The organism is Pseudomonas sp. KCJK9016 (genome assembly GCF_046231795.1).
In the GTDB taxonomy this organism is placed as follows: domain Bacteria; phylum Pseudomonadota; class Gammaproteobacteria; order Pseudomonadales; family Pseudomonadaceae; genus Aquipseudomonas; species Aquipseudomonas bananamidigenes.
The window spans coordinates 135,234-156,112 of the sequence record NZ_JBJJMM010000013.1 but is presented as its reverse complement, the minus strand read 5'-3'; the positions used below and the strand labels follow the sequence as shown (position 1 = coordinate 156,112).

General features: G+C 61.8%; 17 protein-coding genes. 7 read left to right on the top strand and 10 right to left on the bottom strand.

Annotated elements, in window-relative coordinates; all coding sequences use genetic code 11:
• Positions 1-11: 11 nt before the first annotated feature.
• On the bottom strand, positions 12-1,472 hold the full coding sequence (gene mltF, locus ACK6BI_RS15185) for a membrane-bound lytic murein transglycosylase MltF (protein WP_409317703.1): 1,461 nt from the start codon (positions 1,470-1,472) through the stop codon (positions 12-14).
• 285 nt (positions 1,473-1,757) lie between these two features.
• On the opposite strand from mltF, the gene purL reads away from it, so the two are divergent.
• Together purL and ACK6BI_RS15175 are read left to right on the top strand one after the other, a co-directional pair.
• Positions 1,758-5,654, top strand: coding sequence for a phosphoribosylformylglycinamidine synthase (purL, locus tag ACK6BI_RS15180; RefSeq protein WP_409317702.1), 3,897 nt, complete (start codon positions 1,758-1,760; stop codon positions 5,652-5,654).
• A 5-nt stretch (positions 5,655-5,659) separates the two neighbouring features.
• On the top strand, positions 5,660-5,971 hold the full coding sequence (locus ACK6BI_RS15175) for an NGG1p interacting factor NIF3 (protein ID WP_409317701.1): 312 nt from the start codon (positions 5,660-5,662) through the stop codon (positions 5,969-5,971).
• Positions 5,972-6,149: 178 nt separating this feature from the next.
• Here the strand turns inward: ACK6BI_RS15175 and nagE are convergent, their stop codons facing one another.
• From nagE to ACK6BI_RS15140, 7 genes are all read right to left on the bottom strand, one after another.
• Positions 6,150-7,865: an N-acetylglucosamine-specific PTS transporter subunit IIBC gene (nagE, locus tag ACK6BI_RS15170; protein ID WP_409317700.1), complete on the bottom strand. Its 1,716-nt coding sequence runs from the start codon at positions 7,863-7,865 to the stop codon at positions 6,150-6,152.
• A 23-nt stretch (positions 7,866-7,888) separates the two neighbouring features.
• Positions 7,889-10,399 carry a phosphoenolpyruvate--protein phosphotransferase gene (gene ptsP / locus ACK6BI_RS15165; protein ID WP_409317699.1) on the bottom strand — a complete coding sequence of 837 codons (2,511 nt, stop codon included), beginning with the start codon at positions 10,397-10,399 and terminating at the stop codon, positions 7,889-7,891.
• Positions 10,400-10,434: 35 nt separating this feature from the next.
• The gene (locus ACK6BI_RS15160) at positions 10,435-11,457 is read right to left on the bottom strand and encodes an SIS domain-containing protein (protein WP_409317698.1); all 1,023 of its coding nucleotides are present in this window, start codon (positions 11,455-11,457) and stop codon (positions 10,435-10,437) included.
• Entirely contained in the window at positions 11,438-12,544 is a 1,107-nt protein-coding gene (gene nagA / locus ACK6BI_RS15155; protein WP_409317697.1) for an N-acetylglucosamine-6-phosphate deacetylase, read from the bottom strand. The genes ACK6BI_RS15160 and nagA overlap by 20 nt, the downstream gene beginning before the upstream one ends.
• A 30-nt stretch (positions 12,545-12,574) precedes the next feature.
• Positions 12,575-13,306 (bottom strand): GntR family transcriptional regulator, encoded by a 732-nt coding sequence (locus tag ACK6BI_RS15150; protein ID WP_260522321.1) that lies wholly within the window; start codon positions 13,304-13,306, stop codon positions 12,575-12,577.
• A 282-nt stretch (positions 13,307-13,588) separates the two neighbouring features.
• The gene (locus ACK6BI_RS15145) at positions 13,589-14,104 is read right to left on the bottom strand and encodes a murein L,D-transpeptidase family protein (protein WP_409317696.1); all 516 of its coding nucleotides are present in this window, start codon (positions 14,102-14,104) and stop codon (positions 13,589-13,591) included.
• Between the two features lie 49 nt (positions 14,105-14,153).
• Complete coding sequence (locus tag ACK6BI_RS15140; RefSeq protein WP_409317695.1) at positions 14,154-14,705, bottom strand: NUDIX hydrolase; 552 nt, start codon at positions 14,703-14,705, stop codon at positions 14,154-14,156.
• 147 nt (positions 14,706-14,852) lie between these two features.
• On the opposite strand from ACK6BI_RS15140, the gene ACK6BI_RS15135 reads away from it, so the two are divergent.
• The 5 genes from ACK6BI_RS15135 to purT all read left to right on the top strand — a co-directional run bounded on the left by ACK6BI_RS15135 (position 14,853) and on the right by purT (position 18,031).
• Positions 14,853-15,452, top strand: a complete 600-nt coding sequence (locus ACK6BI_RS15135; protein ID WP_409317694.1) for a CoA pyrophosphatase — start codon at positions 14,853-14,855, stop codon at positions 15,450-15,452.
• Between the two features lie 28 nt (positions 15,453-15,480).
• The gene (locus tag ACK6BI_RS15130) at positions 15,481-16,005 is read left to right on the top strand and encodes a gamma carbonic anhydrase family protein (RefSeq protein WP_409317693.1); all 525 of its coding nucleotides are present in this window, start codon (positions 15,481-15,483) and stop codon (positions 16,003-16,005) included.
• A gap of 2 nt (positions 16,006-16,007) precedes the next feature.
• A complete protein-coding gene (locus ACK6BI_RS15125) occupies positions 16,008-16,217 on the top strand; it encodes a DUF1289 domain-containing protein (RefSeq protein ID WP_409317713.1) in 210 nt (69 codons plus the stop codon).
• Between the two features lie 64 nt (positions 16,218-16,281).
• Complete coding sequence (locus ACK6BI_RS15120) at positions 16,282-16,749, top strand: preQ0 transporter (RefSeq protein WP_179692548.1); 468 nt, start codon at positions 16,282-16,284, stop codon at positions 16,747-16,749.
• A 100-nt stretch (positions 16,750-16,849) separates the two neighbouring features.
• The gene (gene purT / locus ACK6BI_RS15115) at positions 16,850-18,031 is read left to right on the top strand and encodes a formate-dependent phosphoribosylglycinamide formyltransferase (RefSeq protein ID WP_409317692.1); all 1,182 of its coding nucleotides are present in this window, start codon (positions 16,850-16,852) and stop codon (positions 18,029-18,031) included.
• A gap of 46 nt (positions 18,032-18,077) precedes the next feature.
• Here purT and ACK6BI_RS15110 read toward each other — a convergent pair whose 3' ends face one another.
• On the bottom strand, positions 18,078-19,394 hold the full coding sequence (locus tag ACK6BI_RS15110) for an MFS transporter (protein ID WP_409317691.1): 1,317 nt from the start codon (positions 19,392-19,394) through the stop codon (positions 18,078-18,080).
• Between the two features lie 235 nt (positions 19,395-19,629).
• Positions 19,630-20,871, bottom strand: coding sequence for a transporter associated domain-containing protein (locus tag ACK6BI_RS15105; protein ID WP_409317690.1), 1,242 nt, complete (start codon positions 20,869-20,871; stop codon positions 19,630-19,632).
• Positions 20,872-20,879 lie beyond the last annotated feature (8 nt).

Here is a 20,879-nt window from a genome sequence, read left to right as displayed (position 1 = left end):
CGCAGTGTTTATCAGAGCGGCGGGTTTTCCTGCGCCGGCTTGGACTTGTCGATCCCCGGCACATGCAGATTGCCTTCGGCCACCTGATCGCCCTCAAGTTGCGGCTGGGTCACCCAGGTCAGGATGTCGTAGTAGCGACGGATGTTCGCCACGAAATGCACCGGCTCGCCACCACGGGCGTAGCCATAGCGGGTCTTGCTGTACCACTGCTTCTGCGAAAGGCGCGGCAGCATTTTCTTCACATCCAGCCATTTGTCCGGGTTCAGGCCTTCCCGTGATGCCAGTTTGCGCGCGTCGTCCAGGTGGCCGCTGCCGACGTTGTAGGCAGCCAGCGCGAACCACGTACGGTCCGGCTCCTGGATCGAATCGTCCAGTTGATCCTTCATGTAGGCCAGGTATTTGGCTCCGCCCATGATGCTCTGCTTCGGGTCCAGGCGGTTGGATACGCCCATGGCCTGCGCGGTGCTCTGGGTCAGCATCATCAGGCCGCGCACGCCGGTCTTCGACGTGACCGCCGGTTGCCACAGCGATTCCTGATAACCGATGGCCGCGAGCAGGCGCCAGTCGACTTTCTCTTTCTTGGCGTAGGCCTTGAAGTGTTGCTCGTACTTGGGCAGCCGCTGCTGCAAATGCTGGGCGAAAGTCGTGGCGCCCATGTAGCCGAGGACGTCGACGTGGCCGTAATAACGGTCCTTCAGGCGTTGCAGGGTGCCGTTTTTCTGTACCTTGTCCAGATAGTTGTTGATTTCGTTGAGCAGGCTGTTGTCTTCGCCGGCGGCCACCGCCCAGCTCTGGCTGCGGGCATCACCGAGGTCGAAGGCGACGCGGATGTTGGTGAAATACACCTGATTCATCGCCACTTCGTTGGAGTCGACCAGGGTCAGGTCGATCTGGCCTTCATCGACCATGCGCAGCAGGTCGACCACTTCGACGGCGTCGGACTCTTCGTATTCGATTCCGGGATATTTGCGTTTCAGCTCGGCAAGCTGTTCGGCGTGGGTGCTGCCCTTGAGCACCATGATCTTCTTGCCGACCAGTTCACTGGCGTCTGTTGGCCGGGACTGGCCGTTGCGATAGATGATTTGCGGCGTGACTTCGAGGTAGGAGTGGGAAAAGCGCACCTGTTTCTTGCGCTGATCGCTGCTGACCAGGCCGGCGGCAGCCAGCACCGGACCATTGGGCTTGCCGATCTGGTCGAACAGGTCGTCGAGGTTGTCGGCGGTCTCGATCTTCAGCTCCACTCCCAAATCGTCGGCGAAGCGCTTCACCAGCTCGTATTCGAAGCCGGTCTCGCCGCTGCGATCCTGAAAATAGGTGGCGGGGCTGTTACGGGTGATCACCCGCAGCACACCATCCTCCTTTACGCGCTCGAGTGTGTTGGGTTTATCAACACAGCCACTGAGCATCAGGAAGAGTCCGGTAGCGATCAGCCATTTGGCGTACCGCGGACGCAAAGCCGTTGGGAAAAACATGTGCGCAGTATACGCAAAGCGCAACGGGCGCCATATCTCGACAGTGGAGGGGTAGTCTGCTAGCGATTGAAAAAGCGCCCGCAACCCCGCAGGAATGGGGCCGGACAGCATTTTGTGACAGAAAAAATAAGCTGCTGTCCTGCAGGCTGGAATGCTGACTCCAGAGGCAGAAACACAGTTTGAGGTCCGAGTGCAACCGTGCGTAGCGTTTCGGGTGATGTTGAGGGCGGTTTAGGCTAGAATGCACGGCCTCAAAGCACACCCCTTCCCGAGGCTGTCCCGAAGATGTTGATCCTGCGCGGCGCTCCTGCCCTTTCTGCCTTTCGCCACAGCAAACTCCTTGAGCAACTGAGCCAGAAGGTTCCAGCTGTCAGTGGCCTGTATGCTGAATTCGCTCACTTCGCCGAAGTCACCGGCGTCCTGACCGGCGACGAACAGCAGGTGCTTGCGCGCCTTCTGAAGTACGGCCCAAGCGTTCCGGTTCAAGAGCCGACCGGTCGTCTGTTTCTGGTGCTGCCGCGTTTCGGCACCATCTCGCCATGGTCGAGCAAGGCCAGCGACATCGCCCGCAACTGCGGCCTGAGCAAGATCCAGCGTCTGGAACGCGGCATCGCGTTCTACGTGGCCGGCCAGTTCAGCGAAACCGAAGCGCAGCAGATCGCCGACGTCCTGCATGACCGCATGACCCAGATCGTTCTGGGCAATCTCGAACAGGCTGCCGGTCTGTTCAGCCACGCCGAGCCGAAGCCGTTGACCGCCATCGACATCCTTGGCGGTGGTCGCGCCGCGCTGGAGAAGGCCAACGTCGAGCTGGGCCTGGCCCTGGCCGAAGACGAGATCGATTACCTGGTCAACGCCTTCAACGGTCTCAAGCGCAACCCGCACGACATCGAACTGATGATGTTCGCCCAGGCCAACTCCGAGCACTGCCGCCACAAGATCTTCAACGCCAGTTGGGATATCGACGGCGAGAGCCAGGAAAAAAGCCTGTTCGGCATGATCAAGAACACCTATCAGATGCACAGCGAAGGCGTGCTGTCCGCATACAAGGACAATGCCTCGGTGATCGTCGGCAACGTCGCCGGCCGCTTCTTCCCGGATCCGGAGACCCGCCAGTACGGTGCGGTGCAGGAGCCGGTGCACATCCTGATGAAGGTCGAGACCCACAACCACCCGACGGCGATCGCTCCGTTCCCGGGTGCTTCCACCGGTTCCGGTGGCGAGATCCGCGACGAAGGCGCAACCGGCCGTGGCGCCAAACCGAAGGCCGGCCTTACCGGTTTCACCGTGTCGAACCTGCAGATCCCGGGCTTCGAACAGCCATGGGAAGTGCCGTACGGCAAGCCTGAGCGCATCGTCAACGCGCTGGACATCATGATCGAAGGCCCGCTGGGTGGCGCCGCGTTCAACAACGAATTCGGCCGTCCGGCCCTGACCGGCTATTTCCGTACCTTCGAACAGTCGATCACTACGCCGCACGGTGACGAAGTCCGCGGCTATCACAAGCCGATCATGCTCGCTGGCGGCATGGGCAACATCCGTGAGCAGCACGTGCAGAAAGGCGAGATCGTGGTCGGCTCCAGGCTGATCGTGCTCGGCGGCCCGGCGATGCTGATCGGCCTGGGCGGCGGTGCGGCCTCTTCCATGGCCACCGGTGCCAGTTCGGCGGATCTGGACTTCGCTTCGGTTCAGCGTGAAAACCCTGAAATGGAACGTCGTTGCCAGGAAGTCATCGACCGTTGCTGGCAACTGGGTGACAAGAACCCGATCAGCTTCATCCACGACGTGGGTGCGGGCGGCCTGTCCAACGCCTTCCCGGAGCTGGTCAACGACGGCGACCGCGGTGGCCGTTTCGAACTGCGCAACATTCCAAACGACGAGCCGGGCATGGCCCCGCACGAAATCTGGTCCAACGAATCCCAGGAGCGTTACGTCCTGGCGGTTGCTCCGGCCGACTTCGAGCGCTTCAAGGCCATCTGCGAACGCGAGCGCTGCCCGTTCGCCGTCGTCGGTGAAGCCACCGCCGAGCCGCAACTGACCGTGACCGACAGCCACTTCGGCAACAATCCGGTGGACATGCCGCTGGAAGTGCTGCTGGGCAAACCGCCGCGCATGCACCGTTCGGTGGTTCGCGAAGCCGAGCTGGGTGATGATTTCGATCCTTCGACCCTGGACATCGCCGACAGCATCGAGCGCGTCCTGCATCACCCGGCCGTGGCGAGCAAGAGCTTCCTGATCACCATCGGCGACCGCACCATCACCGGCCTCGTGGCCCGTGACCAGATGGTCGGCCCATGGCAGGTTCCGGTGGCCGACGTGGCCGTCACCGCCACCAGTTTCGACGTCTACACCGGTGAAGCGATGGCGATGGGCGAGCGCACTCCGCTGGCTCTGCTGGACGCCCCGGCGTCGGGCCGCATGGCCATCGGCGAAACCCTGACCAACATTGCCGCCTCGCGCATCAACAAGCTCTCCGACATCAAACTGTCGGCGAACTGGATGTCCGCTGCCGGCCACCCGGGCGAAGACGCACGTCTGTATGACACCGTGAAGGCGGTCGGCATGGAGCTGTGCCCTGAACTGGGTCTGACCATTCCGGTGGGCAAGGACTCCATGTCCATGGCCACCCGCTGGAACGACAACGGCGAAGACAAGACCGTCACCTCGCCGATGTCCCTGATCGTGACCGGTTTTGCGCCAGTGGCTGACATCCGTCAGACCCTGACACCGGAACTGCGCATGGACAAGGGCACCACCGACCTGATCCTGATCGACCTCGGTCGCGGCCAGAACCGCATGGGCGCCTCGATCCTCGCTCAGGTTCACGGCAAACTCGGCAAGCAGGCTCCGGACGTCGATGACGCCGAAGACCTGAAAGCCTTCTTCGCCGTGATCCAGGGCCTCAACGCCGACGGTCACCTGCTGGCGTACCACGACCGTTCCGACGGTGGCCTGCTGACCTCCGTGATGGAAATGGCCTTTGCCGGCCACTGCGGTCTGAACCTGAACCTGGACAGCGTTGCGGAAAACTCGGCAGAAATCGCCGCCATCCTGTTCAACGAAGAACTGGGTGCGGTGATCCAGGTTCGTCAGGACGCGACTCCGGACATCCTCGCGCAGTTCAGCGCTGCCGGTCTGGGCGACTGCGTTTCGGTGATCGGTCAGCCGATCAACAACGGCCAGATCATCATCACCTTCAATGGTGAAACCGTGTTCGACGGTCAGCGTCGTCTGTTGCAGCGTCAGTGGGCCGAGACCAGCTACCAGATCCAGCGTCTGCGTGACAACGCCGACTGCGCCCAGCAGGAGTTCGATGCACTGCTGGAAGAAGACAACCCGGGCCTGGGCGTCAAGCTGAGCTACGACGTCAACCAGGACATTGCTGCGCCTTACATCAAGAAAGGCATCCGCCCTCAGGTTGCCGTGCTGCGTGAGCAGGGCGTCAACGGTCAGGTGGAAATGGCCGCCGCATTCGACCGCGCCGGTTTCAGCGCGATCGACGTGCACATGAGCGACATTCTGGCCGGCCGTGTCGACCTGAACGAGTTCAAAGGTCTGGTGGCCTGCGGTGGTTTCTCCTATGGCGACGTACTCGGCGCCGGTGAAGGCTGGGCCAAGTCCGCACTGTTCAACAGCCGAGCCCGCGATGCGTTCCAGGGTTTCTTCGAGCGCAACGACAGCTTCACACTCGGCGTGTGCAACGGTTGCCAGATGATGTCCAACCTGCACGAGCTGATCCCGGGCAGCGAGTTCTGGCCGCACTTCGTGCGCAACCGCTCCGAACAGTTCGAAGCGCGGGTGGCGATGGTGCAGATCCAGGAGTCGAACTCGATCTTCCTGCAGGGCATGGCCGGTTCGCGCATGCCGATCGCCATCGCTCACGGTGAAGGCCATGCCGAATTCGAAAGCGAAGAGGCGCTGCTGGAAGCCGATCTGTCCGGTTGCGTGGCGATGCGTTTCGTCGACAACCACGGCAAGGTCACCGAAGCCTACCCGGCCAACCCGAACGGCTCGCCGCGCGGGATCACCGGCCTCACCAGCCGCGACGGTCGCGTGACGATCATGATGCCGCACCCGGAACGTGTGTTCCGCGCCGTGCAGAACTCGTGGCGCTCGGAAGACTGGACCGAAGACGCTCCGTGGATGCGCATGTTCCGTAACGCGCGCGTGTGGGTGAACTAAGCGCCGTGTACAAGCTCGCGTTTTTTGTTCCCGACAGTCATGTCGAAGTGGTCAAGGATGCTGTATTCGCCGCCGGTGGCGGGCGGATTGGTGACTATGATCATTGTGCGTGGCAGGTGCCTGGATCGGGTCAGTTTCGACCTCTGGACGGCAGTCAGCCGTTCATTGGTGAGGCGGGGCGGGTCGAGCGGGTCGAGGAATGGAAGGTTGAGCTTGTTGTCGACGATGAGTTGATTCGTGGGGTGGTGGTGGCTTTGAAGGCCAGCCATCCTTACGAGACACCGGCTTATGAAGTGTGGCGGCTGGAAGATTTTTGATCTTCCTTGCCGTTTGAACAGAAAACCCGCTGAGAGTGATTTCAGCGGGTTTTTTGGTTTTTCGGGTCGAACGGCGCTGTGCGCCCACCCCGGATGAATCCCTCCACCCAGCCTTCCGATGGGGCCGGTAAGTCAAAAGCGGTACTCGAGCTAACGCTCATCGTGTTGAGTGGTGAACCTAAACCTTCGCACTCACCTCACTCCGATTAACCAACCCCTCCAGCGCCGCACTCAAACTCTGCGCCCGCTCGCCCACCAGCAAGTGCCACACACCATCTTCCAGTGCGCTGACGCCCAAACATCCAAGCTCTTTCAATCGACTTTCCGAGAGTGCCTTGCCATCGGCCAGTTGCAGGCGAATCCGGCTCATGGCGATGCAGTCCAGTTGCAGCACATTGTCGCTGCCGCCCAGAGCGGTCAGCCATTGCTGTGCCAGCGGTGCGGAGACTGTGACGGGCTCGCTGGTTGCAACGACGTCGACAGGGGCAGCCACTACGGTTCGGCCCAATGCGGGCATCGCCAGGCGAATCTCATCGGCAATGCTGTCGGCCATCGGCCCGACGACCACTTGCAGGCTGCCGCCCTTGCCCGGACGCACAACGGCCATCGCGCCCAGTGCTTTCAGATCGGTATCCGACGCTTTGTTGCGATCTACCATTTCCAGTCGCAGCCGCGTGGTGCATGCACCGACCGTGACCAGATTCTCGGCGCCACCGAGGGCCTTGATGTACGCGCCGGCGCGTTCGTTTTCGGTCAGCACCGCTTTGTCGGCGGTGGCAACGTCTTCGCGCCCCGGCGTCTTCAGGTTGAAGTGACGGATACAGAAGTCGAACACCGCGTAATAGATGACCGCATAGGCCAGGCCCACCGGAATCACCAGCCAGCCATTGGTGGACCTGCCCCAGCCGAGCACCATGTCGATGAAGCCGCCGGAGAAGGTGAAACCCAGATGAATGTTCAGCGCGTTGGTGATCGCCATCGACAGGCCCGTCAGCAGCGCATGCACCAGATACAGCAGCGGAGCCAGGAACATGAAGGCGAATTCGATGGGTTCGGTGACGCCGGTCAGGAATGAGGTCAGGGCCATCGACAGGAAGATCCCGCCCATCACCTTGCGCCGTTCCGGCAGGGCGTTGCGGTACATTGCCAGGCACGCGGCGGGCAGGCCGAAGATCATCATCGGGAACATGCCGGTCATGAACTGGCCGCCTTTCGGGTCACCGGCGAAGTAACGCGACAGGTCGCCGGTGACCAGGGCGCCGGTGGTCGGGTCGGTGAAGTTGCCGAACACGAACCACGCCATGTTGTTGAGGATGTGGTGCAGGCCGGTGACGATCAGCAGACGGTTGAACACGCCGAAGACGAAGGCGCCGAAGCTGCCGCTTTCCATCATCAAGCTGCCGAAGCTGTTGATGCCGTGCTGGATCGGCGGCCAGATATAGCCGAACAGTACGCCCAGACCCACCGCCGCAAAACCGGTGACGATCGGCACAAAGCGTCGTCCGCCGAAGAAGGCGAGGTACTCCGGCAGCTTGATGTCCTTGAAGCGGTTGTACAGCGCACCGGCCATCAGGCCGCTGACGATCCCGGCGAGCATGCCCATGTTGATGCTGGCGTCGAGCACTTTCAGTGTAGAGATCATCACCAGATAACCGATCACCCCGGCCAGGCCTGCGGTGCCGTTGTTGTCTCTGGCGAAGCCCACCGCAATGCCGATGGCGAAAATCATCGCCAGGTTGGCGAAGATCACCTGGCCGGCATCGTGGATGATCGCGATGTTCAAGAGGTCGGTGTCGCCCAGACGCAGCAGCAGACCGGCAATCGGCAGGATCGCGATGGGCAGCATCAGTGCCCTGCCAAGACGTTGCAGACCTTCGATGAAGAGTTGGTACATGGCGATTGTCCTTGTTGTTTTTGTCAGCGCAGAGGCCAATGTTGATGACAGGCATGACGCACCGCGGCGGCACTGCTCAGCTTGAGCAAGTCCCGGGCGAGACGTTGGCATTCGGCTTCGTGCAGCTGGCGCACGCGATCCTTGATTTCACCAATTTGTACCGGGCTCACCGACAGTTCGGTCACGCCCAGGCCGATCAACACCGGCGTCGCCAGCGGATCGGAAGCCAGTGCGCCACAGACGCCGACCCAACGCTTGTGCACCGCCGCACCTTCGCAGGTCATGGCAATCAGACGCAGTAGCGCCGGGTGCAAGGCATCGACTCGAGCGGCGAGGCCGGCGTGGTCGCGGTCCATGGCCAGGGTGTATTGCGACAGGTCATTGGTGCCGATGGAAAGGAAGTCGGCGTGTTCGGCCAGTTGTTCGGCCTGAAGCGCGGCGGCCGGGACTTCGATCATCACACCGATTTCCGGACGCTGGCTGATACCCAGTTCCAGGCATAGCGCATCGACCCGCTGGCGGATGTGCAACAGTTCGTCGACTTCGGTGACCATCGGTAGCAGGATCCGGCAGCGCTGCAGCGGACTGACGTGCAGCAGGGCGCGCAGTTGCTGATCGAGGATTTCCGGACGGGCCTGAGCCAGACGAATACCGCGCAGGCCGAGTACCGGGTTGGCTTCCACTGGCAGCGGCAGGTAGTCGAGTTGCTTGTCGCCGCCGACGTCGATGGTGCGGATGATCACCGACTTGTCGCCCATGGCATCGATGACAGATTGATAAGCGCTGCGTTGCTCTTCGACGTCCGGCGCGGTGTGGCGATCGACGAACAGAAACTCGGTGCGCAACAGGCCGACGCCATCAGCGCCGTTGGCGAACGCATCCGCCGCTTCATGGCTGGACGCGACATTGGCGACCACTTCGATGGCCACGCCGTTGCGGGTTTCGGCCGGGAGATGGGCCTGGAGTTGCTGGGCTTCACGACGTTGCTGATTGTCCAATTGCGCTTGCCGGACGTCGGCCAGACGTTCGGCGTTCGGTGTCAGTTCGAGGCGACCGCCGTCAGCATCGAGGACCACGGATTGGCCTTGCGCCTGATCGAGCAACGCCGAACCCAGGGCGACCAGGCATGGCAAGCCTTTGCCCCGGGCCAGAATCGCCACGTGGGACGTCGCGCCCCCTTCGGCCATGCACAAGCCGGCAACGCCTTGCGTACTCAGTTGCAGCAGGTCCGAAGGGGTCAGTTCGTGGGCGGCGACGATGGCGCCGGCCGGCACTTCGTAATGCCAGGCTTCGCCGAGCAGCGCGCGCAACACCCGTTGTTTCAAGTCGCGCAGGTCATTGGCACGCTCGGCCAGCAGCGGGCTGCCAGTGTTTTGCAGCACTTCGCATTGCGTATCGATGGATAGGCTCCAGGCGTGGGTCGCGGCGGTGCCGGTCGCAATCGATTGTTGCGCGGCGTCGAGCAGGGCCGGGTCTTCCAGCAATGCCAGATGCGCGGCGAAGATCGCTTCCTCGTCAACGTTGCGCTGTTTTTTCGCCTGGGCGAGGGTGCCGTCGATTTCACTGCGAACCTGGTTCAGCGCCGTGTCGAGAATCCGCAATTGTTGCTCGGGCTGATGGTCGCCGGAGTCTGTCGGCAGGCTGATGGCATTCAAGCGAAACAGCGGCCCGCTCGACAGACCCGGTGCGGCGCAAACACCATGCAACACGCCGCCCTCGGCCGGACGATTGCGCGGGGCGGCTGCGGGGGGCGCCGCGTGATGATCGTCGGGCAGCGCGGTGGCCAGTGCAGTGAGCAAGGCTTGCAACGCCGCTTGCGCATCGCAACCCTGGCAACTGACCTGCACTTCATCCTGCTCGCCAACGGCCAGGCCCATCAGGCCAATGAGGCTGTTGCACGGCGCTGACTTGCCGGCGAAATGCAGTTGCGACTGGCTCTTGAAACCCTGCGCCGTCTGACGGATCAACGCCGCCGGGCGTGCATGCAGACCGCCACGATGGGCAACCCGCACATGGCCATGAACTTCCGGGCCGACGGATTCTTCTGTGTTCGCTGCTGCGCTGCGGCGAGCGACGATGTGCAGCAGCGGCTCACCGGTTTTTACCGTTTTCAGGGTGATGGGCCGCGCCTGGAAATCCTGGCTGTTGGTCACGATCAGCAGACTGATCAGGCTTTTGCATCGGCGACCGACCTTGTCCAGGTCATAGCGCACCAGCGGCTGGCCACAGCTGACCCGCGTGCCTTCCTTGACCAGCATCGAGAAACCTTCGCCCTGCAATTCGACGGTGTCGAGCCCCAGGTGCAGAAGGATCTCCGCGCCGTTGTCGGCACGCACGGTCAGCGCGTGACCGGTACGCGCGACATGGATCACCACGCCGGCGCACGGTGAATACAAGGTGTCGTTCAACGGATCGATGGCAATGCCGTCGCCCATTGCGCCACTGGCGAACACGGCATCCGGAACTTTGGCGAGCGTGAGCACCGGGCCGCTGAGCGGGGCGCTTAAAGTCAGCTCTTTATTGTTGTTGTGCATGGCTCGGTCTCATCAGGAAAACGTTCGGTTCGGACTCAGTGCGTACGGGTGACTTTGCTCAGGTGGCGCGGCTGATCCGGGTCCATGCCGCGGGCCACGGCCAGTCGGGCGGCCATCACGTAGAAACTCTGGATCGCCAGGATCGGATCGAGCGCCGGGTGTTCGGCGCGGCTCAGGGTCAGGTCGCGTTCGAGCACGTCATCCGGTGCGGCCAGCAGTACGCGGGCACCGCGCTGGCGCATTTCCGCCGCCAGGCTCAACAGGCCGGCCTGCTCGGCACCGCGCGGGGCGAAGACCAGCAGAGGATAGTTTTCGTCGATCAACGCCATCGGGCCGTGACGCACTTCGGCACTGCTGAAGGCTTCGGCCTGAATCGCCGAGGTTTCCTTGAATTTCAGCGCGGCCTCCTGAGCGATGGCGAAACCGGCGCCACGGCCGATTACCATCAAGCGTTCGCAATCGCGCAGGGCATCGATGGCGGCGCTCCAGTCGTGTTGCGCGGCTTCGTGCAGGCCTTCCGGGAGAGCGTTATGGGCCTCGAGCAGTTCGCTGTCTTCTTTCCAGTGCGCGATCAGGCGGGCGCTGGCGCTGAGGGTGGCGATAAAACTCTTGGTCGCGGCGACGCTGCTTTCGGTGCCGGCCAGCAGCGGCAGGCTGAATTCACACGCGGCCTCCAACGGCGAATCGGAAGCGTTGACCATCGACACGCTCAGGGCGCCACGTTTACGTAGCAGACGCAGGCTGTTGACCAGATCCGGGCTCTGGCCCGACTGGGAAAACGCGAACGCGACCTGGCCGCTGACCTTCAACGGCGCTTGCTGCATGGTCACCACCGACATCGGCAGCGAGGCCACGGGAATCCCCAGTTGCTGCATGGTCAGGTAGGCGAAGTAGCTCGCCGCATGGTCGGAACTGCCACGGGCGACGGTCATCGCCACTTGTGGCGGCTGACGGCGCAGACGACCGGCGATCTCGATCATCGAAGCATCGAGCTGTTGCAGTTGGGCTTGCACGGCCTCGAACGAGGACAGCGCCTCCTCAAGCATTTTTGAAGTCAATGTCTTCTCCTTCGACCATGACGGCGGTCAGTGTGAGTGAGCGATCCAGCCGCACGCAGTCGGCCCGGGCGCCGGGTTGCAGGCGCCCGCGTTCGGTGATGCCGAGGTAGTCGGCGGGGAATTGCGAAAGACGTTGCGAGGCCTCGGCGAGCGGCAGACCGATCTTCACCAGATTGCGCAGGGCCTGATCCATGGTCAGGGTGCTGCCGGCCAGCGTGCCGTCCGGCAGGCGGACGCCGCCCAGGCATTTGGTGACCGTGTGGCTGCCAAGCTTGTACTCACCGTCGGGCATGCCGGCAGCGGCGGTGGAGTCGGTGACGCAATACAGGCAAGGGATCGAACGCAGGGCGACGCGGATCGCGCCGGGATGCACGTGCAGCAAGTCCGGAATCAGCTCGGCGAATCTGGCGTGGGCGAGGGCGGCGCCGACGATGCCCGGTTCGCGGTGATGCAGCGGGCTCATGGCGTTGTACAAATGGGTGAAACTGGTGGCGCCGGCTTCAAGGGCGGCGACACCTTCCTCGTAACTGCCGAGGGTGTGACCGATCTGCATGCGAATGCCACGACGGCTCAGTTCTCGAATCAAGTCGTCGTGGCCGGAGATTTCCGGGGCGATGGTGATTACCCGGATCGGCGCCAGCGCCAGATACGCTTCGACTTCAGCCATCAACGCGGTGTGGGCAAAATTCGGCTGTGCACCAAGTTTTCCGGGATTGATGTACGGGCCTTCGAGGTGAACGCCGAGAACACGGGCGCAGCCCTTCGGACGCTGTTCGCAGAATTCGCCGACATCCTTGAGCACGCTGGCGATCTCGGCACTTGGCGCGGTCATGGTGGTGGCCAGCAGCGAGGTGGTGCCGAAACGCACGTGGGTTCTGGTGATGGTTTCGAAAGCGCTGGCACCTTCCATGATGTCTTTGCCGCCACCGCCATGGACGTGCAGGTCGATGAAACCCGGCAGCAGATAGGGCAGGTCGTTGTCCGCCGGATCACAAGGCACGCCTTCGATGGACACGACCCTGCCGTGTTCGTGGATCAGCCGGCCGCGAATCCAGCCGTCAGCGGTGAGGATGTTGTCTTCGGACATTTCGCTTCTCTCGTTTGGCCTGGCTGCCGGTCAGCGGCGCAGCTCTGCAACAAAGTCGTAATAGTCGTTGCGGCAATAGGTATCGGTGACTTCGATCGGCGTGTTGTCTTCCAGATAACCGACGCGGGTCATCAGCAACATCGCGGTGCCGGGAGCGATGCCGACCAGGGCGGCGAATTCGTCCGACGCATTGATGGCCTGAATGTGCTGCAAGGCGCGGACGACCGGTTTGCCGATGCTGTCGAGGTGTTCGTAGAGCGAGTCGCCCACCACTTGCGGTCTGGGCATGATCGAGGCGGGCAGGGTGCTCATTTCGATGGCCATCACGGTGTCGTCGGCCTTGCGCAGGCGTTTCATGCGCGCCACCTTGTCGTTCGGCGACAGGCCCAGGCGGATCAGCTCTTCGTGGGTCGGCAGGGTGATTTCCCGCTCAAGCCATTGCGAACCGGGCACGAAGCCCTTGAGGCGCAGCATTTCGCTGAATCCCGACAGGCGTGACAGCGGTTGTTCAAGGCGTGGGGTGATGAAAGTGCCGGAGCCCTGCAGGCGGCGGATCAGACCCTGATCGAGCAGGACTTCCAGCGCTTTGCGGGCGGTGACTCGTGATATGCCCAATTGCTCGCTGAGGTGGCGTTCGGACGGCATCGCCTGCTCGGCTTTCCATTGCCCGGCATGAATCGCCGATTCCAGATTGCGCGCCAGTTGCAGGTACAGCGGCGTAGGCTGAGAGTCGTCCGGGCGTAGGGCGTGGAGGTCGTTCATGTAGGCGATTTCCGGCGCGAGTATAGGATTGTTGTGGCTCGCTTCTCGGGCGGAAATTAATACCACTTGAATACCATGTCAACGCAGCGGATCGGCCATAAGCCCCATGAAATCGCGGGTCCAGGGCAGGGTGTTTTCAAGTGGTATTAGTGGTGGGCTGCAAAAAGCAAAAGATCGCGGTCTGCGCCAGCGCCTGCGGATCAGAGTGGTATCACTCCTGCCGGTGCTGCCGAAAACGGCGATCTCTTGAATTTTTTTTTGAGGACGACCAGTGGTCGGGCGTTATGGGCGGATCTCGATCATCGTACCGTCCGGCACCAGGCCCCAGACTTCGCGCATGTCCATGTTGCGCATGGCGATGCAGCCGTCGGTCCAGTCCAGGGTATGGAACAGGTCCTCGGGGGTTTCTTCCGAGTCCGGCGTGCCGTGGATCATGATCATCCCGCCTGGCTCGACGCCTTCACGCCGGGCACGCGCCGAATCGCTGATGTTCGGGTAGGAGATGTGCATGGCCAGATTGAATTTTTCGCTGACCTTGCGCCAGTCGATCCAGTACAGGCCTTCAGGTGTGCGTTTGTCGCCTTCGATCAGCTTCGGGCCTTTCTTCGCGCCTTTGCCCAGAGAAATGCGATAGGTCTTGATGGGTTTGCCGTCGGCGATCAGTTGCAGTTGATGAGCGGATTTGAGCACCAGGATTTTTTCGATCATCGGGGTGTTCGAGGGCGTCACGGTGGTCACGAATGACGCTTGGGAAACAGTGACGAACGACAGGCAGAACAGGGCAAGCAACCAGCGCATTGAAACAATTCCCCAGGAAGTGACGCAGATACTTTATTTATAGGTGTTTTCAGGTGATGGCAGGCTGGGCCAGCGGTGGAATCGACTCGGAGCGAACCGGGTAGAGCTCGGCACGGCGGTCAGCGAAGAAGCATTCTAAGGTACGTCCCACGGTGCGGAAAGCCAGCTCGTCCCACGGAATCTGCTCTTCGTCGAACAGATGCACTTCGAGGCTTTCGGGGCCGGCGGCAAAGTCCAGATCTGCAAGCTCGGCGCGGAAGAACACATGCACCTGACTGATGTGCGGCACATCGATCAGGGTGTAGATGCTCAGGTTGCGTACCCGGGCGCAGGCTTCCTCGGCGGTCTCGCGGATCGCGGCCTGTTCGATGGTTTCGCCGTTCTCCATGAAGCCGGCGGGCAGCGTCCAGTAACCAAGGCGCGGTTCGATGGCCCGGCGGCAGAGCAGAACCTTGCTACCCCAGGTCGCCACACACCCGGCCACGATGTTGGGGTTCTGATAGTGAATGGTCTGACAGCCGTCGCAGACAAATCGCAGCCGCGAATCGCCATCGGGAATGCGCTGGGTAACCGGGTTGCCGCACTGGCTGCAAAATTTCATGCTGGAGTTCCTGAATGCTGCGCCTATCTTGGCGCGCAGAAGTGGCTGTCGGCAAGTTGTCGTTTCGCGACATGACGCCTGTCCGGGGCTTGGGCGGTCGTCATGATTGGTGCATGATGCAGGGTAAGGCACAGATCGAGAATACTTATGCTGGACGAGCTACTGCACCGGGTAAGCAATCACACGCCGCGCACGCTGGAGACCGACACGCGTTTTCCCGAGGCCGCCGTTCTGGTGCCGATTACTCGCAGTGACGAACCGGAGCTTGTCCTGACCTTGCGCGCCAGCGGGCTCTCGACCCACGGTGGCGAGGTTGCCTTTCCCGGTGGCAGGCGTGATCCGGAAGATCCCGACCTGACCTTCACCGCGCTGCGTGAAGCCGAAGAGGAAATCGGTCTGCCGCCCGGTCTGGTCGAAGTGATCGGGCCGCTCAGCCCGCTGATCTCCCTGCATGGCATAAAGGTCACACCTTATGTCGGAGTGATTCCGGATTTCGTCGAATACCAGGCCAATGATGCCGAGATCGCTGCGGTATTCAGCGTGCCGCTGGAGTTTTTCCGCAAGGATCCCCGCGAACACACCCACCGCATCGATTATCAGGGTCGCAGCTGGTACGTGCCGAGCTATCGTTACGGCGAATACAAGATCTGGGGGCTGACGGCGATCATGATCGTCGAGTTGATCAACCTGCTCTATGACGCCAGAATCAGCCTGCATCGACCACCGAAAAGCTTTATCAACACCTGAAGCCATCGTGAGCCCTGAGGAAAACAAGATGAAATACCGCCTGGGCGACGCCCGAGTCGAGACCCATCCGCAGAGCTGGGTGGCCCCCAATGCCGTGCTGGTGGGCAAGGTCAAACTGGAAGAGGGCGCCAACGTCTGGTTCAACGCTGTACTGCGAGGCGACAACGAGCTGATCCTGATCGGCAAGCACAGCAATGTGCAGGATGGCACTGTCATGCACACCGATATGGGCTATCCACTGACCATCGGCACTGGCGTGACCATCGGCCACAACGCCATGCTCCACGGCTGTACGGTCGGCGATTACAGCCTGATCGGCATCAACGCCGTCATCCTCAACGGCGCGAAGATCGGCAAGAATTGCATCATTGGCGCCAATTCGTTGATCGGTGAAGGCAAGGAAATTCCCGATGGTTCGCTGGTGATGGGTTCGCCGGGCAAAGTGGTGCGCGAACTCACCGAGCCGCAAAAGAAGATGCTCGAAGCCAGTGCTGCGCACTATGTGCATAACTCGCAGCGCTATGCGCGGGATCTGGTCGAGCAAGAAGAATGACACTGTCCGAAAGACCTGTCGCCTCGCCCTGCGTCAGTATTTGCGCACTGGACGAGGATGACATCTGTACCGGCTGCCAGCGCACGGTCGAGGAGATCACCCGCTGGAGCCGGATGACCAATGACGAGAGACGGGTGGTGCTCGGGTTGTGCCATGAGCGGGCGAAGGCCAGTGGCCTGGTCTGGATGATCGGCAAAACGCCCGGGCAATAGTCGATGCGATTGGCGTCACCGAAGGGCTGAAGTAACCTGTGCGCCAAATTGACAGGTCACGTCCATGATTTTCCTCATCGCTTACATCAGCAGTGTCGTGCTGATCAACTTCGCCTTCTCCACCGCGCCGCATCTGGACGTCATCTGGTCGGCCTGGGGCGGGCTGGTGTTCGTGCTGCGCGACATGGTGCAGATCCGTTTCGGGCATGGCGCGATTGTGGCGATGCTGGCGGCGCTCGTGCTGTCGTACGTCACTTCCGATCCATCGATTGCGCTGGCCAGCGCTACGGCTTTCGCGGTCTCCGAGTGCATCGACTGGCTGGTGTTCACCATTACCAAGCGCCCGTTGCGTGACCGCTTGTGGATAAGTTCGGCGCTGAGCATTCCCCTCGATACGTTCATCTTCTTCGGCATGATCGATCTGCTCACACCGCCGGTGCTCATCACCGCGCTGGCCTCGAAGTTCGCCGGTGTCACTGCGGTCTGGCTGATCATGGCCTGGCGCGAACGCAAACAGGCTGTCGCCGGCTGAAGCCAAACCCTCAGGTTCATGTAAAATGCCGCGCTTTCTCCCCATGGGAAGTGCGCCTTTGGCCGCGTCCCTCGATGATCCGCTTCTTTGAGGACCTGAGATGACCCGTATCGGAACTCCATTGTCGCCGACCGCGACCCGCGTATTGCTGTGTGGCTGTGGTGAGTTGGGCAAGGAAGTGGTGATCGAGCTGCAACGCCTGGGCGTTGAAGTGATCGCCGTTGACCGTTATGCCAATGCGCCGGCCATGCAGGTCGCCCATCGCAGCCACGTGATCAACATGCTCGACGGCGCTGCGCTGCGTGCGGTGATCGAAGCCGAGAAACCGCACTTCATCGTGCCGGAAATCGAAGCCATCGCCACCGCCACCCTGGTCGAACTGGAAGCCGAAGGCTTCACCGTGATCCCGACCGCTCGCGCCGCCCAACTGACCATGAACCGCGAAGGCATTCGTCGTCTGGCCGCCGAAGAGCTGGATCTGCCAACTTCGCCGTACCACTTCGCCGACACTTTCGAGGACTACAGCAAGGCCGTTCAGGACCTGGGTTTCCCGTGCGTCGTCAAACCGGTGATGAGTTCGTCGGGCAAGGGCCAGAGCCTGCTGCGCAGCGTCGATGACGTGCAGAAAGCCTGGGACTACGCGCAAGAAGGCGGCCGTGCCGGCAAAGGTCGCGTAATCATCGAAGGCTTCATCGATTTCGACTACGAAATCACCCTGCTGACCGTTCGTCACGTCGGCGGCACGACCTTCTGTGCACCTGTTGGTCATCGTCAGGAGAAGGGCGACTATCAGGAGTCCTGGCAGCCGCAGGCCATGAGCCCGATTGCGCTGGCAGAATCCGAGCGTGTTGCCAAAGCCGTGACCGAAGCACTGGGTGGCCGGGGCCTGTTCGGCGTGGAGCTGTTCATCAAGGGGGATCAGGTGTGGTTCAGCGAAGTATCGCCGCGTCCGCACGACACCGGTCTGGTGACCCTGATTTCCCAGGACCTCTCGCAGTTCGCCCTGCACGCTCGTGCAATCCTCGGCCTGCCGGTGCCGCTGATCCGTCAGTTCGGCCCATCGGCCTCGGCGGTGATTCTGGTGGAAGGTCAGTCGACCCAGACCGCATTTGCCAATCTCGGCGCCGCTCTGAGCGAGCCGGATACAGCGTTGCGCCTGTTCGGCAAGCCTGAAGTCAATGGTCAGCGTCGCATGGGCGTAGCCCTGGCGCGTGACGAGTCGATTGAAGCGGCTCGCGCCAAGGCGACCCGCGCCTCCCAGGCGGTCGTTGTAGAGCTGTAATCTCGCGGTCCGATTGCTCCCGCCCTTGCGGGAGCAATCAATGCGCTTATGGCACCTGGTTCAGGTCGCTATGGCGCGTTTCCTTCAGGCACAGCACAGCGATCAGGCTGAGCACAGCCGCCCCCGATACATACCCGCCGACGTAACTCAAACCACCCATCGCCACCAGTTTCTGCGCAAAGAACGGCGCCGCCGAGGCCCCGACAATCCCGCCGAGGTTGTAGGCCGCCGATGCGCCGGTATAACGCACGTGTGTCGGAAACAACTCCGGCAGCAGCGCACCCATCGGAGCGAAGGTCACGCCCATCAGAAACAGCTCGATGCACAGGAACAGCGCCACGCCCCAGGTCGAACCCTGAGTCAGCAATGGCTCCATCAGAAAGCCGGAAAGAATCGCCAGCACACCACCGGCGATCAGCACGGGTTTGCGTCCGAAACGGTCGCTCGCCCAGGCTGACAAAGGCGTGGCAGCGGCCATGAACAGTACCGCAAAGCACAACAGTCCGAGGAACGTTTCGCGACTGTAGCCCAGCGTCGATACGCCGTAGCTCAGGGAAAACACGGTCGAGATGTAGAACAGTGCATAGCAGACCACCATGGCCGCCGCGCCCAGGAGTGTTGGAGCCCAATATTGGCTGAACAGTTCGACCAGCGGCACTTTCACCCGCTCCTGGCGGGCGATGGCGTTGGCGAATACCGGGGTTTCATGCAGCTTGAGACGCACGTACAGACCGACCATTACCAGCACGGCACTGAGCAGGAACGGAATGCGCCAGCCCCAGGTGCGGAACTGTTCGTCGCTGAGGGTCATGGCCAGGGTCAGGAACAGGCCGTTGGCCGCCAGAAAACCGATCGAAGGGCCAAGCTGCGGGAACATGCCGAACCACGCCCGTTTGCCTTTCGGCGCGTTTTCGGTCGCCAGCAGCGCTGCGCCGCCCCATTCGCCTCCCAATCCCAGGCCTTGGCCGAAGCGCAGCACGCACAGCAGGATCGGCGCCCAGGCCCCGATGCTGTCGTAACCCGGCAGCACGCCGATCAACGTGGTGCAGACACCCATCAGCAGCAGTGAGGCCACGAGCGTCGATTTGCGCCCGATGCGATCGCCGAAATGGCCGAACAATGCCGAACCCAACGGGCGGGCGAGGAAGGCGATGCCGAAGGTGAGAAACGCCGAGAGCATCTGTGCCGTACCGGACGTCTGCGGAAAGAACACCGGTCCGATCACCAGTGCGGCGGCAGTGGCATAGACGTAGAAGTCATAGAATTCGATGGCGGTGCCGATGAAGCTCGCGGTGGCCACCCGAGTGGCGGAGTTGGTCGGGTGGGTCGGCGCGGTGTCGCTGTAAGCGGTACTGGTCGTCATGCGGTGATCCCTGACAGTCATGAGCTCCATTGGAGCGAATTATTATGGTCGACTACCCGGGGATGTGGGATAGGGCGCGAGCGCTGTTTCAGGTAGGAACAGTCGTCGGTGTAATTCGGAATGCGGCGGTGAACCGGCCGGAACCTGGCGGGTGCGGGGTAAGCACACGGCTCGGCGGGGCTTGGGTAAGCGCCCCGATTATAGGAAGGTGGCTAACGAATGAACAAGGGGCGAACTAGCGGACAGCGGCGAGCACCGGTGCCGCGCTGGTGTGCCAGATGAGTACTTTGCTCACACGGTTCTCTTCGGTTTCGAGAATCTCCAGGCGATAGCGTCCGATCTTCAGGCACACCGCGCTTTCCGGGATGGTTTCCAGTGCTTCGGTCACCAGGCCGTTGAGCGTCCTGGGGCCATCGCTGGGCAAATGCCAACCCAGGCATTTGTTCAGTTCGCGGATCGAGGCGGCGCCGTCGATGATCATGCGTCCGTCGGCCTGCGGATGGATGTGCGGATTGTCGAGGCTGTGCTCGCTTTCGAATTCGCCGACGATTTCTTCGAGAATGTCTTCCAGGGTGACGATACCCAGCACTTCGCCATACTCGTCCACGACCATGCCCAGACGTCGCTGCTGCTTGTGGAAGTTCAGCAGTTGCAGTTGCAGCGGTGTGCTTTCCGGAACGAAGTAGGGCTCGTAACTGGCGGCCAGCAACGCTTCGCGGGTCAGGCTGCGATCGTCCAGCAAGTGTCGGATCTGTCGGGTGTTGAGGACGGCCTCGACCTGGTTGATGTCACTGTGGAAGACCGGAAGGCGCGTGCGCTTGTTGTGGCGCAACTGCTCGGTGATCTCTTCGATGGAATCGTCGAGATTGATGCCGTCGACGTCGCTGCGGGGGACCAGGATGTCGTTGACCGTGATGTTGTCCAGCGCATGGATGCCGGAAACCGGGTGCGGCCGAGACGGATGTTCCGTGTCGTCAAGGCGTTCCGGCGGGATGTCGTCTTCGCTCTGCTGCACGACCTGAGCCTTGCGCACCAGTGGGCGCATCAGCAAGCCACTGATGCTGCTCAGCAGCCATGCGAGGGGATAGATCACTTTCAGCGGCACGGCGAGCAACGAATTGCCGAATGACAGCACGGCGTCCGGATAGCGTTGGGCGAGGGTGCGCGGGAAGTAGTCGGCAAATACCAGCAACACGCCGCCGGCACCTAGGACGGCTGCCCAGGGACCGTTTTCTTCACAGAGGAAAATCGCCAGCAGCGTGGCAAGTACCACGGCCAATGCGCGGCACAGGGTGTTGCACAGAATCAGGCTGTCGAGCGGGAAACCGAGTTTCGCCAGCGGTTTGTCGCTGGCGCGCGAGGCTGTGCGTTGCGCCAGTAGATGCTGTTGCGCGATCTCGATTGCAGTGAACAGTCCCGACCAGAGAATCAGCAGGACAAATACCGCGAGCATCGGCCCTATGGGCAAACCGTCCATTTATGCCG